The sequence below is a fragment of the Parageobacillus caldoxylosilyticus genome (assembly GCF_019272935.1).
In the GTDB taxonomy this organism is placed as follows: domain Bacteria; phylum Bacillota; class Bacilli; order Bacillales; family Anoxybacillaceae; genus Saccharococcus; species Saccharococcus caldoxylosilyticus.
This window is the reverse complement of the sequence record NZ_CP040553.1, coordinates 1,277,849-1,295,298: the sequence shown is the minus strand read 5'-3', so window position 1 is coordinate 1,295,298 and position 17,450 is coordinate 1,277,849. Positions and strand designations below refer to the sequence as shown.

The following is a 17,450-nucleotide window of genomic DNA, read 5'->3' as shown; positions in this document are numbered from 1 at the left end:
ATTTTGGGACATGCCCGTTTTCATTTTAAGATATAAGATATTAACGATCGGTAACGACCACATAAGTCGCTTTCATCGGACCGTGAACCCCGACGACTAAATTCATCTCAATATCGGCCGAGTTGCTTGGGCCGGTAATAAAGTTAACGCACGAAGGGATGAGATGCCCTTTTTCGATTTGTTCATGGATATAAGCAGCGGCTTGGGTCATGCGCGGCACAATGGTGCTTTTAGCGATGATCGAGATATATGTTTTTGGCAAAAAGCTGACGGTGCGCCCTTTTCCATTTCCGCTGAACAGCACGACTGTCCCTGATTCGGCCAGCGTCATATCGCTAAACGTAATGCCGACGTTCGCTTTTTCGGCAAAATCGATATTTTTTCTGCCTAGCGCAGCGTTCCAAATGTGAACCTCCACGTTTTCGTTTGGCCACTCGCGGCGCAGCAAGCCGGTTAATCCGTATTCGTCAAAGCGCGGATCGTCCCACGTGACAACCGGACCGCCCCCGTATTGGGCAACGACTTGCTTTACCGTTTCCGCTAGCGTGTCGCATGTCGTTTCTACGTATTGTGTGTGAATGAGTGCGCATTGCGCTTTTAACACGGCCAATAAATCGTCTTGGCTGTAGCCTTCAAATACTTTCCATTGCGGCTGATGCTTCCAGTGCGGGCGAGATACTCCTGATACACGGCGCTGCCGCCCGAGCCGGTCGGCAATCGCTTGTAAAAAAGCGTCGCGGTTATGAATCGTTCCGGTCTTCATTGCTTGTCGCCTCCTTTTTGATGTTTGCGGAACCAGTCACGGAATCGTTCTTTATTCGGCGCTGGGAATTCACGGCTTTCCGTCCACGCCTTCAGCGGGCCAGGACCTTTAGAAATGCGGTCATCGCTTGTAAATGGCGCCAAGGCGTTTGGTGCGACTTTCGAGCCGAATTGATAGAGAAACGGTGAAGAGGTTCCTAACCGAAACGCTTTCATGGCCAGCTTTTCCGCCACCGGCGCTTTTCCTTCCCGCTCGACAATGACTTGGCGGTGCTTTAGCAGCAATTCATGAAGCGGAATTTTAACCGGACAAACTTCCGTACAGGCTGCGCAAAGGGAGGAGGCGTACGGCAGTTCCTTATAATCGTCATATCCGCCTAGCAACGGCGACAGGACAGCGCCGATCGGTCCGGAATAAATCGAGCCGTAGGAATGTCCGCCAATGTGGCGGTACACTGGGCAGACGTTGACACAAGCTGCGCAGCGGATACATTGCAATACGGACTGAAATTCTGTGCCAAGGATGGTGGATCGGCCATTATCGACAATCACAAGATGAAATTCTTCCGGGCCGTCGACATCTCCTTCATCGCGCGGGCCGGTTAATACGGTAATATAGCTCGTTAATTTTTGCCCGACCGCGCTGCGCGTCAACATGCTGACAAGCACTTCCATTTCCTCAAATGTTGGCACGATGCGCTCCATTCCCATGACGGTAATTTGTGTCTTTGGCAGCGACGTCACTAAATCCGCATTTCCTTCATTCGTCACCAGCGTAATCGATCCGGATTCCGCAATAGCAAAATTGCAGCCGGTAATGCCGATATCGGCCGTGAGGTATTCGCGGCGCAGCATTTTCCGTGCATGAAGCGCCAGCTCCTCCGGTTTTTCCGATTTTTGATAGCCAAGTTTGCGGCGGAAAACGTCGCGAATTTGCTCTTTATTTTTATGAAGGGCAGGACCAACGATGTGCGAAGGAGGATCATGGTCATCAATTTGCAAAATGTACTCGCCAAGGTCTGTTTCAATCACTTCACAGCCGATTGCTTCTAACACAGGGTTTAAGTTAATTTCCTCCGTTACCATCGATTTCGATTTCACGATTTTTTTCGCCTTTTTTTGCATGGCCACATTGCGGATGTAATTATTCGCTTCTTCCGCCGTTTTTGCGAAAAAGACGTGGCCTCCCCGTTTGGCAACGTTTTCACTCAACTGCATTAAATAATAGTCCAAATTTTCTAGGGTATGCTGGCGAATTTCCTCGCCGAGAGAGCGCCATTCTTCCCAGTTGCCAAGCTCTTTCGTAACCCCGATCCGTCTTTCGTACCCGCGGTCCTGCATGCCGGCTACCGCACCGCGCATAAATTGGTTATGCAGGTTTGTCTCTACTCGCTCCCAGAACGGTTGATTTCCTATTTTCATTGGCATATGCGAATCCCTCCTTTTAACGGCTGTTTAACACTTCGGCAATGTGCATGATTTTAATCGGCTTTCCTTGCCGCTTGATGCGTCCGCCGATATTCATTAAACATCCGCAATCGGCTCCGATCAGATAATCGGCTTGTGTCTCTTCAATATGTTCAATTTTTTCGTCCACCATCTGTTCGGAAATCGGCCCCATTTTTACGGAAAAGGTTCCGCCAAATCCGCAGCATTGATGGGCATTCGGCAATGGAACAAGTTCCAGCCCTTTTACGTTTTTTAATAGCCGGAAAGGCGCTTCTTTCACGCCAAGCAGCCTTGTCATATGGCATGACGTATGGTAAGTGGCGCGTCCTTCGAGCTTGGCGCCGACATCTTCGACCTTCAGCACGTCAACAAGAAATTGTGTTAGTTCATACGTTTTTGCAGCCAACGCTTTCGCTTTTGGCTCCCATTCCGGATCACCGCGGAAAATGTGCGGATATTCCTTAAACATGGATGCGCACGAGCCGGAAGGAGTGACTACGTAGTCGGCATGTTCAAACGTGCGGATCATATGCTTCATTGCTTCCTTTGCTTCTTTGGCATAACCGCTGTTGTAGGCAGGTTGTCCGCAGCATGTTTGTGCTTCTGGAAAGTCCACTTCGCAGCCTAACCGTTCCAACAGCTCTACCGTTGCTTTTCCCGCGTTCGTATAGAACAAATCGATGAGACAGGTGACGAACAAGGAAACTTTCATGGTAAATCTCCTTCCACATAATAATAGTCATAGGATGAAGTGAACAGGTCATCAGATGACTTTGTATTTATTATATACTATTTTCAGAGAATAGAAGTATATTTTGACGCAATTTTTGTAAAATAATAAAAAAAGCACTCAGTTGTTTCGCTGAGTGCTTATATATCGATGAAGCACGTTTTCTACATTGGTCAGATGCTGAAGCATTCGTTCCTGCGCGGCTTCCGCGTTTCCTTCTTTAATCGCTTGGAAAATTTCCGTATGCTCGCGCAGAAGCTTTTCCGTTGTCGTCTGCTTCGAAAACAGCCAAATCCGCCGCGTTTCCCGCATTGTTTCGACCATCATTTCCGATACGCTGTTCATTAAGCTGACTAAAATGGGATTATGGGAAGCGATAGCAACGGCCATATGAAAAGCAAGATCCGCCTTTTCGCCAAGCTCGTCGTTACCGATGCCATCTTTCATGTCGCGAAGTGCTTGTTCCATCGCATGCAAATCTTGCTCTGTCCGTTTGTTCGCGGCTAAAGAGGCGGCACCGGCTTCAAGAAGCTTGCGCACTTCAAGCAAGTGCCAAATATCCTCTTTGTTCATCAGCACGGCCATGGAAAGCGGGAACATGAGCATCGTCGGGTCAAATTCGCGCACGTAGGTGCCTTCCCCTTGCTTTAATTCGATCAATCCCATTGCTTTTAACGCGGTCAGCGCCTCGCGGATGGCGGCCCGTCCTACTTGGAACTTTTCGGCAAGCTGTTGGACAGAGTCCAATTTATCTCCAGGTTTTAGTGCACCTTTTTTGATCATATCAAAAATCGCTTCCGCTACTTCCTCATAAATCTTTTTTGTTTTAATGCGCTTAAAATTCAATGCATTCACCTCGATATCGCAAAACTCAATATTTTGCATTCTTATCTATAGACTTGTGGGCACATCTTTTTGTTGGAATGTAAAAGAATTCCCATTGTTTTATATATTATACATTCAATACAAAGGAAACAAGTAATTTTCTTTGTCCTAGGAAATTTTGGAAAGTAAATGAAAATTTAAAAAAATGAAAAAACACCTATTGTGTTTTCTGGAAATCATCTCTATAATTTTATTATCCGGTCATCTGATGACTTGGGATGATCTTCATTACAGGGGTGGGAGAATAGTTCAATTACATTTACACAAAGGGGGAGGTATAAGCAGTTTGATAAACATCTATAAAAATGTATAAGATCATGTAAATATCTTCTGTTATTGGACGTGGAGAGGCGGACATTCTCCATCTTTTCCATCGCCACCTGTCTGATGATAAAAAATCATCTCCCCCTTCCGCATATAAAAAGGAAAGGAAGAAGAGTTGGCGAATATATGTTCTTAAGGATCCAAACAAGGGGGACGGCAAGGGGATGAAAACGGTTCGGGGGATGAAAATCGTTTCTCATGATGAATCACAGCTTCGTTCATTAGATGAGTTGATGCGCGTTTTTGGTTCCGCGAAGCGATACGCGTTCAACCGTCTGCTGGAGGGAAAGAACGCCAAAGACATCATCCAGCACCTTCCGCGCCAATTTCGGCTCAACAAACGGTTTGCCGAAGATGCGGTCTTGCTTGCTCAATCGCTGATTTCTTCCCAACGTGAGTTGCTTCCAATAAGCTTGGAGGATGTGCAAGCGAAAATCGAAAAAACGGAAAAGAAAATCGATGACTACCAACACGGAAGAAAAACACCGAAAAAAGTCGATCTTCCAACGTGTTTAGACGGATTACACCGACGATTAGAAAAATGGAAATCCAAAGAAGCCGAGCTAAAGCACCATCTCGATCAAGGGACAATTCCACGTGTGATTTTTGGTGGAAAAGAGAACTTTTATAAGCGCTTGAAAGGAAACATCACGAACGAAGAATGGAAAGATTTGCGCTCGAATCAGTTGTATGCCAGAGGCGATAAAAGCAAAAAAGGAAATTTAAATATTCGCCTGGTGTATGACGACAACACGAATCAATGGTATGTAGAAATCGCCAACCCGCTGGAACAACAAAATGGGAAACACGCTCCCCGTTTACGATTCCCTGTGTTGGTTCCTGAAAAATATGAAGAGGATATCATCGATCTCGTCATAGGAGAATCAGTCGGAGTGAATGCAAAAGGAAAACCCATTATCGAATATCGACCATATACTGTTGAAATCAAACGCAAGAACGGGGAATATTACATTCATCTCGTCTATGAAGAAGAGGTATATGGCAGGGAACTTGCCTATGATGAACCGATTCAAGCGGAACGAATCGCTGGGATTGACATCAACATTGACCGCATCGCTGTAAGCATCGTTTCGAAACAGGGAAACTTTCTTCAATCAAAAGTGTTTTACTGTCATGAACTCGAATATGTGAAAGCGAATAAGCGAAACAACATCATTGGAGAAACCGTACGAGATGTGTATGACTGGCTGCTTCAAGAAAATGTTGGGGCAGTGGTCATTGAAAACATTCAACTAAGACAGCGGCACGATACAGACAAACGATTCAATCGCTTGACCCATCATTTCAACAAGAAAAAACTGACGGAAACGATCCTTCGTCGGGGATTACGGCTTGGGTTTCGCATCAAAAAAGTGAATCCGGCATACACCAGCGTCATCGGACGATTCAAGTATATGAAAAAGTATGGGTTATCCGTCCATGAAAGCGCCGCTTTGGTGATTGGCAGACGCGGATTAGGGTATCAGGAGCGATTGCCAAAAGAACTCATTAATACCATAAAAACGAAAGTGAAACGCCATTTGATTGCCGTGTTAGGGTCGATGGAAGAATCCTACAAGCAATCGAAAAGCGGAACAAAACAACGACAATATCTAGGGATGATGTTGAAAAAGATAGAGAACTTCAAAGAGGAACATGAATGGTCATTATGGAACATCTTGCACAAATTCTGTTGGCTGAACCAGTACCAAATTCAACTAAAGGAGGTGTAGACCTGGTTGCTAAAATCGTTGTCGTGTACGGACCGATGGAAGGAATGGTGCACGACAGGCGCCGTCGCTAACAGCGAACCACGGGGTGTCTTTCACAGCAGGTGAATGACAAGGGGACTCCCTTCCTGATGGAACTCGGTGAGAATCCGAGCGGCAAGCGGTGTTTCCTGGTTCCATCGCGATGTGTCGATTTTTATAGATTTTAGTAACCAGGATTGTTTATGCAGTGGAAGCAGGATTTTACGCCCATCGCAGACCATCTTTGGCTGTCAGCCATCGTGGCACTCATTCCAATTTTATATTTTTTCTGGGCGCTCGCTGTCAAGCGAATGAAAGGGCATATTGCTGGGGTTACAACGTTGCTCCTTGCTTTGCTAATTTCTGTAATCGCTTACAGAATGCCGGTGGGAATGGCTGTCATGTCGATCACACAAGGAGCGGTTTACGGGTTGTTGCCGATTGGCTGGATTATTATTACTTCTGTCTTTTTGTATAAACTGACCGTTAAATCCGGCTATTTTGATATTATTCGCAATTCGGTGACGTCGATCACAGAAGACCGCCGCCTGCAGGCATTATTGATTGCGTTCTCATTCGGAGCATTTTTGGAAGGAGCTGCTGGATTCGGAGCGCCGGTAGCGATTTCCGCGGCGCTGCTTGTCGGGCTGGGATTTAATCCGTTGTATGCGGCGGGAATCTGTTTAATTGCTAATACCGCTCCGGTTGCCTTTGGCGCGATTGGAATCCCGATTATCTCGATGGAAGGACCGACAGGTATTCCGGCAATGGAAATTTCAAAAATGGTAGGGCGGCAATTGCCTTTTCTATCCATATTTATTCCATTCTATCTTGTGCTTATTATGGCTGGATGGAAAAAAACAATGGAAGTATTGCCGGCGATCATTGTATCAGGAGTTTCTTTCGCGGTTACCCAATACTTTAGCTCGAACTTCCTAGGTCCTGAGCTTCCTGATATTTTATCCGCTTTAGTTTCGATGTTTGCGTTGGCTGTTTTTTTGAAATTTTGGAAGCCAAAAAGCACGTATCGTTTTTCAACGGAATCGGAAGTAGCAGCGACTGCTCAGGCTAAAGCTGTTTCCTACACAGGCGGGCAAGTGTTTAAAGCTTGGTCTCCGTTTCTAGTGCTAACAGCGTTTATTTCTCTATGGGGGATACCGCAAGTAAAAGCGGCGTTGACAGGGCATTATGAGGGCACAAACGGATTGTTAAAGTTAATCAATTCGATTGGCTACCATCTGACATTTATGCCGGAAGTGCCGGGATTGAACAATAAAATTATCAATGCGAGCGGTCAGCCGATTGCGGCAGTATATAAATTAGAATTGCTCGGCGCGGCCGGCACAGCCATCTTGTTAGCAGCGTTCGTAACGAAATTTATTGTCAACGTGTCTTGGAAAGACTGGGGGCGTACATTTATTGAAACGTTGGATGAATTAAAGTTCCCAATTATAACAATTGCTTCGGTGGTCGGCTTTGCCTATGTCACCAACGCTTCCGGTATGAGCACGACGCTTGGTATGGCGTTGGCTAAGACAGATGCCCTGTTTCCGTTCTTCTCGCCATTTTTAGGGTGGCTCGGCGTGTTTATTACTGGTTCTGATACGTCTTCGAACTTGTTGTTTAGCAATTTGCAAAAGGTAACGGCGACATCCATCGGCATGGATCCAGTTTTAGCGCTGGCGGCGAACTCTTCCGGTGGGGTTGTCGGGAAAATGATCTCGCCGCAGTCCATTGCAGTTGCGTGTGCAGCGGTAGGTCTGGCCGGAAAGGAGTCCGATTTATTCCGGTTTACCGTGAAGCATAGCATTTTCTTAATTATTTTGATTGGCATTCTTGTATTCTTGCAGTCTAATGTTTTATCATGGATGATTCCATAGCGTGTTTAGACGGTTAGGGACGGTGCTTAGCGGACGACATGAAGGGTGCGCTAGGCTTTGTCCCTTTTCTGCGCGCATGGTGAAACCGGCATGTTGCGCAGCCGAAAAAGAGAAATGAAAGGGTGAGAAACTTGATTTCTAACGAAGTAAAACAGCAGCTGATCCGTATTGTCGGGGAGGAAAATTACGATGATTCCAAAGTAGGAAGACTTGTTTATTCCTATGATGCCACCCCGCAATTTCAATCGCTGCCTGATGCGGTGATTGCGCCAAGAAATACGCTGGAAGTTTCGCGAGTTGTGAAAATTTGCAATGAACACCGCATTCCCATCGTTCCGCGTGGGTCAGGGACGAACCTTTGTGCGGGCACGTGTCCGGTCGAAGGCGGAATCGTTCTTGTGTTCAAACATATGAACAAAATTTTAGAGATTGACGAAGAAAATTTAACGGTTACCGTTCAGCCAGGCGTGATTACGCTCGATTTAATGAATGCGGTCGAGGCGAAAGGATTGTTTTACCCGCCGGATCCGAGTTCGATGAAAATTTCGACGATCGGCGGAAACATTAATGAAAATTCGGGAGGCCTGCGCGGGCTAAAATACGGTGTTACCCGCGATTATGTCATGGGGCTTGAAGTGGTGCTCGCCAACGGAGAAATTATTCGCACCGGCGGCAAATTAGCCAAAGACGTAGCAGGATATGATTTAACCCGTCTGTTCGTCGGTTCGGAAGGGACGCTTGGCGTTATTACGGAAGCAACGTTAAAGCTGATTCCAATGCCGGAAACGAAGAAAACAATGCTTGCACTATATGAAGATCTGGAGGCGGCGGCCCGCTCGGTTTCGAAAATTATCGCCAACAAAATTATCCCAGCCACCCTTGAATTTCTTGATCAGCCGACATTGGAAGTAGTAGAAGCATACGCGCAAATCGGCTTGCCAACCGATGTTCAAGCGGTGCTGTTAATTGAACAGGACGGGCCGAAGGAAGTGGTGGAGCGGGATATGAAAAAAATGGCGGAAATTTGCAAAAAGGAACAAGCCGTTTCCGTACAGCTCGCCCGCTCCGAAGAAGAGGCCGAGGCACTGCGAACGGCACGACGCACAGCCTTGTCCGCACTTGCCCGCCTCAAACCGACCACCATTTTGGAAGATGCGACCGTGCCGCGTTCCGAGATTGCGAAAATGGTAAAAGCAATTAATGAAATCGCGGAAAAATACAATGTGAAAATATGCACTTTTGGTCATGCCGGAGACGGCAATTTGCATCCGACCTGTCCGACAGATGCACGTGACCGCGATGAGATGGAAAGGGTTGAAAAAGCGTTTGAGGAAATTTTCGCAAAAGCGATTGAACTTGGCGGAACGATTACCGGCGAGCATGGAGTCGGGGCGATGAAAGCGCCGTATTTGGAGTGGAAGCTCGGCGAAGCGGGCATTGCCGCGATGAAGGCTATTAAGCAGGCGCTCGATCCGAATAACATTATGAACCCGGGCAAAGTATTCGCGAAAAGCACAAGAAAACGGGTGGTGGTGACACGATGACGACGGAAAAAGAAAGGGAGATCATCCAGAAGCAGTTTCAGGAGCGGATGGATGAAGACGAGCTGATGAACTGCATGCGTTGCGGATTTTGTCTGCCGACATGCCCGACGTACATTGAATCGGGGTTTCAGGAATCCCATTCCCCAAGAGGGCGCATCGCTCTCATGAAAGCAGTCGTCGACAGGCTGATTGAGCCGGATGAGGATGTCGAGCGCTCGTTAAATATGTGTTTAGGCTGCCGGGCATGCGAGCCGGTCTGTCCTTCCGGAGTCCGCTACGGACACTTGCTTGAAGAAGCACACGACATTATTCAGCAGCATAAAAAACATTCTTTTCTAGTCCGCGTTGTTCGCAAGCTTGTATTTCATGAGCTGTTTCCATACCCGGAGCGGATGCGGATGGCGATGGGACTGATCGGCTTTTACCAGCGTTCCGGCCTGCAGTCATTCGCGCGGAAAACCGGCCTGCTAAACATCTTGCCTTCTTCGTTACGACAAATGGAAAAAGTACTGCCAAATGTGCCACCGCTAAAAGAGATGAAAGAGCGGCCGCATCATCTTGCGCCGGAAGGGCCAGTAAAGCGGCGTGTTGCTTTTTTCACGGGCTGCTTAATGGACACGATGTTTATGGCAACGAATGACGCGACGATGCGCTTATTGCAGTTAGCCGGATGCGAAGTGATTATTCCGCCGGCGCAAACGTGCTGCGGCGCGCTGCATGGACATGGAGGGGAGAAACAAAAAGCAAAAGAGCTGGCAAAACGAAACATCGAAGCATTTGAACGGTTAGAAGTCGATGATATTGTGACCAATGCCGGCGGCTGCGGCGCCTTCTTAATGGAATACGACCATTTGCTGAAAGACGAGGCGGAGTGGAGCGAACGGGCGAAAGCTTTTGTGGCGAAAATAAAAGATATTTCCGAAGTGCTCGTTGAATTGGATTTTCAGCAAAAACGGCTGAAAGTCCCGCCGCAAATCGTGACGTATCAAGATTCCTGCCATTTGCGCAACGTCATGAAGACTTCTGCAGCGCCAAGAAAGCTGCTTCGCGCGATTGAAGGAGTGGAGTTTCGCGAGATGAAAGATGCCGACCGCTGCTGTGGGTCGGCGGGCATTTATAATATCGTCGAGCCGGAAATGTCGATGCAGATTCTCGATTACAAAATGGAAATGGCCAAACAGACAAAGGCGGCCACGATTGTGACGGCCAACCCCGGCTGTCTTTTGCAAGTGAAGCTTGGCATTGAGCGGGCGGGGCTTGCGGATCGCGTCCGAGCCGTCCATCTTGTTGATTTTCTTCTCGAAGCAGCCAAAGGAATTCAGGCGTCTGAACAGGAAGAACACATTCGCAAAACGTCATAATCGCAAAAGGAAAGAGTGGACAAGCCTTGCTTAAAGTGAAAACCCCGCGTTACATCAACAGTAACGCGGGGCTTCTTCACCGAAGCGTTTATAGAACCGTGCTGATCATCTTTGGTACGGCCTGGAGGGCTTTTCCGGTACCGATCGCTACCGCTTCAATCGGATTAGGTGCAGTGTAAACCGGAACGTGTAGCTCGGAACTAAGCCAATGTTCGATTCCGTGAAGAAGGGCGACGCCGCCGGTTAACACAATGCCGTGGTCAATAATATCACCGCTTAGTTCTGCCGGACACTCTTCCAGTACCGTATGGATGGCGCCAAGAATTTCGAAAAGCGATTCTTCGATGGCTTTTTGCACTTCTGTAGAACTCAACGTCACCGCTTTTAAAAAGCCGGTCACCAAGTCGCGGCCATGAATGACCATGGTTCGTTCTTCATGGATGCCAGGAGCATGGCCAATTTCCATTTTAATTTGTTCCGCTGTCTGCTCGCCGATTAATAAGTTATAATGTTGTCTTACATATTGAATAATATCATCATCTAGCTGATTGCCGCCGACACGAAGCGATTGGCAGGCAACGACTCCGCCAAACGAAATAATTGCCGCTTCCGTCTTGCCGGCGCCTAGATTGACGACGACGTTGGCCACCGGCTCATCGACCGGCAAGTCAGCGCCGATCGCCGCAGCAACCGGTTCTTCAATTAGGTGTACGTGTTTCGCTCCGCAATGTTTGGCGATTTCATAAAAAGAACGGCGTTCTACGGAAGTAGCGTGAAATGGGACGCTGATGACGACGTTTGGCTTTTTGACCGAAAAACCGATGCGTTTGCCGGCAAGTTTCAACACTTGTTTGAGCATCGTTGCCGCTTTGTCAAAATCAGCAATCACCCCATTTTTTAATGGATAAGTCGTTTCGACATGATTTGGGGTTTTCCCGATCATCACTTTTGCCTCGTTGCCAATCGCCAGTACTTCGTTCGTTTGAACATCATAGGCAATCACTGCTGGTTCGTTAAAAATAATGCCTTTATTTTTACTATACAGCTGTATATTCATGGTTCCTAAATCAATCCCAATTTCCGAAGAAGCAAACATGCTTAACACCTGCCTTATACAAGAATGGATTTACCGAAAGCGTAAGCAGCAGTTTGAATCAGATAAGCAGAGTTCCATTCATACATATATAACTTTCGATCCCATTGTTTCTTTTATGACGATGAAATGCGAAAAAGAGAAAAATATGTCGATAGGTAATATGGCTAAGAGGAAAAATTCCTAACGGATGGAAAAAAATTTTTTTCTTTCCATGTATAAAATAATAAAAAAGGGGAAATGAATAGTAGCGTAAAGTTTTCCAAGTATTCCCCCGATCCCCTATGAATATATAGAAGCCCTCCTATATCGGGAGGGCAACTTTTTTGTAATATAAACTCTCTACACATTAAGCACGCTTGCTTAATATGCCAGAGAGTTTTTGTTATTTCCTTATAATCGTTTTGCTCCGACATATCTTTTCTTCCAATAAGAATTATTTAAATTGTCAATTTTCACTCCTTTTGATACGGCGTGGATGATGCGGTTGTCCCCGATGTAAATCGCTACGTGGGAAACGCCTTTTCTGCTTTTGGATGTATTAAAGAATACTAAATCGCCAGGCTTTAATCCTGATTTATATACGGTTTTCCCTTTTTGGTACATCAGTTTAGAAGAACGAGGCAAAGTTATTCCAATTTTTTTATGTGTATAATATACAAACCCGGAACAATCAAACCCTCTTGGTGTAGTGCCGCCATATCGATATGGAGTGCCAATCAGTTTTTTCGCTTCAGCAATTAATAACTTCGTGTTCCCTGCTGCTTCAGTGCTGGAAGTGTTTACGAATAAAGAGGAAAATAGAACTAAAAACGATAGTGAAGCTAGTGTGATAAATTTCTTCATTTTCCCTAAACCCCCGACAACAAATTTTCCGATTCGACTTAACTTGACTATAGTATAACAAAGGATAGGACTCATTTTTTTTACAGTTGAATTAAATAATGTTACAGCCAAGTTACAAATATATAACCTAGTCCTAATTCCTTATATAAATTTTTTCTTTATTAATATGTAAAAGTTCACTACAAATCAATACTTATGTACTAAAATGCACACCGATTATGTCGTAAATTGTCGAATGAATAGGAATGGGGTAGGAAAGAAGGGGACAAACAATCTTTCTATAATGTTCATAAAGAAATCGAATAATAGATGATGGTGATTGTTTATGTCGAAAGAAATCGAATATATTTTATGGATGAGTTTTCTCGTGTTGCTTGTCTATTTGCTGGCGATATATATCCAAGTAAAACGAAAATCGCTGGAAAAATATAAGCGGGAATTAGAAGCAAGCGAAAATCGCTTTAAACGGTTCATGGAAATGACAATGGAAGGAATTATTGTTCATGGGCACGGCCAAGTGATGGAAGCGAACCGCGCTGCCTGCCAGCTGCTTGGATATGTGGAAAGTGAGCTGATCCATATGCCGATTGACGATTTAATAGTCGCCGGTTCGTTGAAGAAAATGGAGCACGATGATTGCCAGGAAGAACGCTACGAAATTCAACTTCGGAGGAAAGATGGCACCGTTTTGCCGGCAGAAATCGTGCAGCGCAAGTATGACCATGATGGTAGAAAGGTAAATTTCACGGTGATTCGCGATATTACAGAACAGAAGAAAAATGAAGAAAAAATGCGCTATATAACGACGCATGACGATTTAACCAGACTGCCCAATAAGGAAGCAATCCACCATGCCATTGAGAAAAGTATTCAGGAGGCATCTTCCCGCCAGGAAGAAGTGGCTATTATGTTTCTTGAGATTAGCGGGATGAAGACGATTAACGATTTTTACGGATATGCCGTAGGCGATCAGGTGCTGCTGCGAATCGTAACGGAATGGAAAAAACGAAGCGGCGAAAATGTGTTGCTAGGAAGATGGAGCGGCAATGAATTTATTGCGATTTTGTCCAAAAGCACGAAAGAAAAGGCGGAAATGGTTGCTAAACAGTTTAGTGAAATTGCTGATGTACCAATTGTGGTAGAAGGCTTGGAATTATATGTTACAATAAAAATTGGCATTAGTTTATATCCGAAGGATGGAATGGATTCAAAAACATTAATTCGAAAAGCAGATATTGCGAGATACCGGTCCCGGAAAAAGGTAGCAAGCGAATTTTTGTTTTTTGAGGAGCCAATGGCCCTCGTGCTTCACGAAAAGATTGCCATGGAGCGGGAATTGCGCCGGGCACTGGAAAAAGGGGAATTTGAACTTTATTATCAACCGCAAATTCGGCTAGATAACGGTGCCATTACCGGCATGGAAGCGTTAATTCGCTGGAACCACCCGGAAAAAGGGATTATATCGCCCCATACATTTATCCCCGTCGCCGAACAAACTGGCATTATTATCCCGATTAACGAATGGGTGATTCGTACCGCTTGTCGGCAAACAAAACAATTATTGGAATATTTCCCTAACTTATCAGTATCTGTTAATTTATCTTGTTATGAGTTTGAAAACCGTCGTTTTGTCGATAAGCTGGCAAATCTGCTTGAGGAGACAGGGTTGCCACCGCATCATTTAGATTTGGAAATTACGGAGCGGATGGCGATGGATACAGAGCGGGCGATCGCGATTTTAACCAAGCTGAAAGCGATCGGCGTTACGATCAGCATGGACGATTTTGGCACAGGCTATAGCTCGCTCAGTTATTTAACCGACTTGCCGATTGACCGCTTAAAAATTGACCGTTCGTTTGTTCGAAATATTCAAGGAAAAAAAGATGCGATTTTGCCGGCGATTATTCGTCTCGGGCATAATATTGGTGTGAAGGTGCTCACTGAAGGAGTAGAGACGGAAACGGAAGCGGCCTATTTAAGAAATAAGCGTTGTGATGAGGCGCAAGGATATTATTTTGCCCCGCCGCTGCCGTATGAAGCGTTTCTCAGCTTTCTGCGTGGGCAGCACCGGAATGAATTGCGGATACAGGAGATGAAATGATGGATATTTTTTGGAGAGTAGCGGAAGATAAAATTCGCGAAGCGATGAAAAACGGAGAATTTGATAATCTTCCTGGTTTTGGAAAACCGCTTGAACTGGAGGATTTATCCCATATTCCCGAAGACTTGCGAATCGGTTATTTGATGTTAAAAAATGCCGGCTATGTCTCTGAGGAAGTCGAGTTAAAAAAAGATTTAATGACGTTAGAAGATTTGTTGCGCTGCTGTGAAGATGAAGAGGAGAAAAAGAAATTGAAGAAGAAGCTAAATGAGAAATTGTTGCGCTGGAATGCGCTCATGAAAAAGCGGAATAAAACAAATTCCCAAGCATTGCGCGACTACCAGCGGCGAATTGACGAGAAATTCCGGTAATCAACGGAAAAGCTTGCTGTGAAAAAGCAGCAAGCTCTTTTTTTTCATTTTATGTGAAAGGAGCGTGGAAAAATGGGGAAAATAGGGATGATGCTGGTGAATGGCATTCCTGCTTTTATGGGAGCAAAAGAAGAGGTGCGTTTCCGATGAACAAAAATTGTTGTCGTATTAGCAGATGGAACTTTTCAACGGCTAATGCCAAAATGGTGTGAACAATACAAAGGAAAAAGGAGAGTGTGAGTCAGATGAAAAAAACGTGGATTTCTTTCCTAACTGTTTTGATGCTGACCATCCCGGCAGGAGTGCTGGCCGCCAATCCGGATTCCAACTCGGTGCAACAAGGCAGTATTGTCAAAGCTAACCACGCGATGGAACATTCATTTGCCGGACATATGTTCAAGCACGGAGAACTCGATGAACAAAAATGGATGGGAATAGTCAAACAATATACGCCAGACCAAGCCGATGAATGGAAAAAAGTTCTGAATGAGCGCAAACAATTGCGGGCAAAACTGCAAGATGAACAAGTGAAAAAAGCGTTGAAAACAAAATGCAAAGAGATGAAGCAAAAGCGAGAGCAAGCGCTCGATCGGCTGATTGACCGCCTCGCAAACAAAGAAATAACGAAAGAACAATTTAAGCAAGGGTTGAAACAATTATACAAGAAGAAAAAATGGATGTCCAAAGAAGAAAAGCAAAAACTGCGCGAGCTTCATCATAAAACATATGAGGCGATGAAAGAAAATGATAAAGAAGCGCTTGCTGAGTTGCTTCCGCAATGGCTAAAGCATATGAAAAAAGAAAATGAACGGTTTGCAGAATGGATTCAAGAAGCGACGCAAAGATAATATAATGAAGAAAAAGGCCGTGGATTTCTACACGGCCGTTTTTTGTAAAGGGGAAAATGGTATGGGATATCCAATTATGCTGAATGTCGCAAATCAAAGCGTTCTCGTCGTCGGCGGAGGAAAGGTGGCGGAACGGAAAATTTACGGCTTGCTGGAAGCAAAGGCAAAAATTACGGTAGTGGCCCCCACGATTACAACGGGGATTGAACAGTTAGTCGCAGATAAAAAACTGATTTGGCGGCAAAAAACGTTTTCTCCTGATGATATGAAAGAAGCGTGGATCGTGATTGCCGCAACGAACAATCGGGCTGTGAACGAAGCGGTGGCGAAAGCGGCGAAGCCTTATCAGCTTATCAACATTGCCGATGACCCGGAACGGTCCAATTTTCATGTTCCTGCGGTCGTAAGGCGCGGCAGATTGACGATTGCGATTTCGACAGGCGGCGCAAGCCCGACCATCGCGCAGCAAATCCGCCGCCGGCTTGAGGAACTGTACGATGATGACTACGGGCGGTATATCGATTTTCTTTACGAATGCCGGCAATGGATTTTACGGCATGTGCGCGATGAACAAAAAAGGAAAGCGTTATTTAAAGCAATTGCTGATGAATCATTTTGCAAGAGGGGAAATTGGGAGGAGGAGTTTGAACAGCTGCTAGAGAATGCTATGAAAGAGGAAATTAGGCGAAAGGAAGAGTAGGATGACGATACCAATCTATGTCGTAGATGCGTTTACGAACGAGCGATTCAGCGGAAATCCGGCTGCTGTTTGTCTTCTTTCTGCCCCAATGTCAGAAGAATGGATGCAAAAGGTAGCGGCGGAAATGAATTTATCAGAGACGGCGTTTCTGTCCCCGCATAAAAATGGATACTTGCTGCGTTGGTTTACTCCAAATGCAGAGGTGGATTTATGCGGCCATGCGACATTAGCGAGCGCACATATATTGTGGGAACTCGGGAAGGTCGATCCTGATGAGATGATTTCGTTTTATACGAAAAGCGGCATTTTGACAACCCGCAAAGATGGTGAGTGGATACAGATGGATTTTCCGAGCGAGCCGCCGGCACCGATTGCTGCCTATCCAGATGAACTAGTCGAAGCGCTTGGAGTGGAGCCGCTGTTTGTTGGAAGAAATCGGTTTGACTACCTCATTGAAATAGAGTCAGAACAACAGCTGAGGGAATTGCAGCCGAACTTCACCTTATTACAGCAAGTCAAAACACGCGGGGTTATTGTCACAAGCCGGTCCTCAACGGAGAAATTTGATTTTTTTTCCCGCTGCTTTTTCCCTGCGATTGGCGTCCCGGAGGATCCCGTCACCGGTTCGGCGCATTGCTGCTTGGGGCCTTATTGGGAGACAAAGTTAGGAAAATCATTGCTTATAGCTTATCAGGCGTCGAAAAGAGGAGGAGTAGTCAAAGTCAAAGTAAATCATGATAGGGTGGGACTGTCTGGACAAGCAGTAGCCGTATGGAAAGGTGAGTTAGTAGACTGATAGAAATAT

At 45.7% G+C, this 17,450-nt stretch carries 14 protein-coding genes and 1 pseudogene; 9 read left to right on the top strand and 6 right to left on the bottom strand.

Translation table 11 applies throughout. The features are described 5' to 3' along the window. Positions 1-40: 40 nt before the first annotated feature. The 4 genes from BV455_RS06660 to BV455_RS06645 form a co-directional block, all read right to left on the bottom strand. Entirely contained in the window at positions 41-763 is a 723-nt protein-coding gene (locus BV455_RS06660; protein WP_061580455.1) for a LutC/YkgG family protein, read from the bottom strand. Next, positions 760-2,190 (bottom strand): LutB/LldF family L-lactate oxidation iron-sulfur protein, encoded by a 1,431-nt coding sequence (locus tag BV455_RS06655; protein ID WP_017436111.1) that lies wholly within the window; start codon positions 2,188-2,190, stop codon positions 760-762. Before BV455_RS06655 ends, BV455_RS06660 begins: the two co-directional genes overlap by 4 nt. Positions 2,191-2,206: 16 nt before the next feature. Then, complete coding sequence (locus BV455_RS06650; RefSeq protein ID WP_017436110.1) at positions 2,207-2,923, bottom strand: (Fe-S)-binding protein; 717 nt, start codon at positions 2,921-2,923, stop codon at positions 2,207-2,209. Between the two features lie 138 nt (positions 2,924-3,061). After that, positions 3,062-3,787, bottom strand: coding sequence for a FadR/GntR family transcriptional regulator (locus BV455_RS06645; protein ID WP_143420809.1), 726 nt, complete (start codon positions 3,785-3,787; stop codon positions 3,062-3,064). Positions 3,788-4,314: 527 nt separating this feature from the next. Here BV455_RS06645 and BV455_RS06640 point away from each other — a divergent pair. From BV455_RS06640 to BV455_RS06625, 4 genes are all read left to right on the top strand, one after another. Continuing rightward, positions 4,315-5,883 carry an IS200/IS605 family accessory protein TnpB-related protein gene (locus BV455_RS06640; protein WP_183363813.1) on the top strand — a complete coding sequence of 523 codons (1,569 nt, stop codon included), beginning with the start codon at positions 4,315-4,317 and terminating at the stop codon, positions 5,881-5,883. Between the two features lie 221 nt (positions 5,884-6,104). Continuing rightward, positions 6,105-7,781 carry an L-lactate permease gene (locus BV455_RS06635; protein ID WP_017436108.1) on the top strand — a complete coding sequence of 559 codons (1,677 nt, stop codon included), beginning with the start codon at positions 6,105-6,107 and terminating at the stop codon, positions 7,779-7,781. Positions 7,782-7,912: 131 nt separating this feature from the next. Next, complete coding sequence (glcD, locus tag BV455_RS06630) at positions 7,913-9,325, top strand: glycolate oxidase subunit GlcD (protein ID WP_218688019.1); 1,413 nt, start codon at positions 7,913-7,915, stop codon at positions 9,323-9,325. Continuing rightward, positions 9,322-10,686, top strand: a complete 1,365-nt coding sequence (locus BV455_RS06625; RefSeq protein ID WP_061580458.1) for a (Fe-S)-binding protein — start codon at positions 9,322-9,324, stop codon at positions 10,684-10,686. The genes glcD and BV455_RS06625 overlap by 4 nt, the downstream gene beginning before the upstream one ends. Before the next feature lie 88 nt (positions 10,687-10,774). Here the strand turns inward: BV455_RS06625 and mreBH are convergent, their stop codons facing one another. Beyond that, positions 10,775-11,782 (bottom strand): rod-share determining protein MreBH, encoded by a 1,008-nt coding sequence (gene mreBH, locus BV455_RS06620; RefSeq protein ID WP_017436105.1) that lies wholly within the window; start codon positions 11,780-11,782, stop codon positions 10,775-10,777. 390 nt (positions 11,783-12,172) lie between these two features. Continuing rightward, positions 12,173-12,625, bottom strand: a complete 453-nt coding sequence (locus tag BV455_RS06615; protein ID WP_042410867.1) for a C40 family peptidase — start codon at positions 12,623-12,625, stop codon at positions 12,173-12,175. Positions 12,626-12,956: 331 nt separating this feature from the next. Between BV455_RS06615 and BV455_RS06610 the strand changes: the two are divergent. The 5 genes and pseudogenes from BV455_RS06610 to BV455_RS06590 all read left to right on the top strand — a co-directional run. Next, a pseudogene (locus BV455_RS06610) lies at positions 12,957-14,726 on the top strand (putative bifunctional diguanylate cyclase/phosphodiesterase); the annotation flags it as partial. After that, a complete protein-coding gene (locus BV455_RS06605; RefSeq protein ID WP_042410865.1) occupies positions 14,726-15,097 on the top strand; it encodes a DnaJ family domain-containing protein in 372 nt (123 codons plus the stop codon). The pseudogene BV455_RS06610 and the gene BV455_RS06605, both read left to right, overlap by 1 nt. A 245-nt stretch (positions 15,098-15,342) precedes the next feature. Further along, complete coding sequence (locus tag BV455_RS06600; protein WP_081160837.1) at positions 15,343-15,945, top strand: hypothetical protein; 603 nt, start codon at positions 15,343-15,345, stop codon at positions 15,943-15,945. Between the two features lie 61 nt (positions 15,946-16,006). Next, complete coding sequence (locus BV455_RS06595; protein ID WP_174407503.1) at positions 16,007-16,645, top strand: NAD(P)-binding protein; 639 nt, start codon at positions 16,007-16,009, stop codon at positions 16,643-16,645. Between the two features lies 1 nt (position 16,646). Then, positions 16,647-17,441 carry a PhzF family phenazine biosynthesis protein gene (locus BV455_RS06590; protein ID WP_061580460.1) on the top strand — a complete coding sequence of 265 codons (795 nt, stop codon included), beginning with the start codon at positions 16,647-16,649 and terminating at the stop codon, positions 17,439-17,441. Positions 17,442-17,450: the final 9 nt, after the last annotated feature.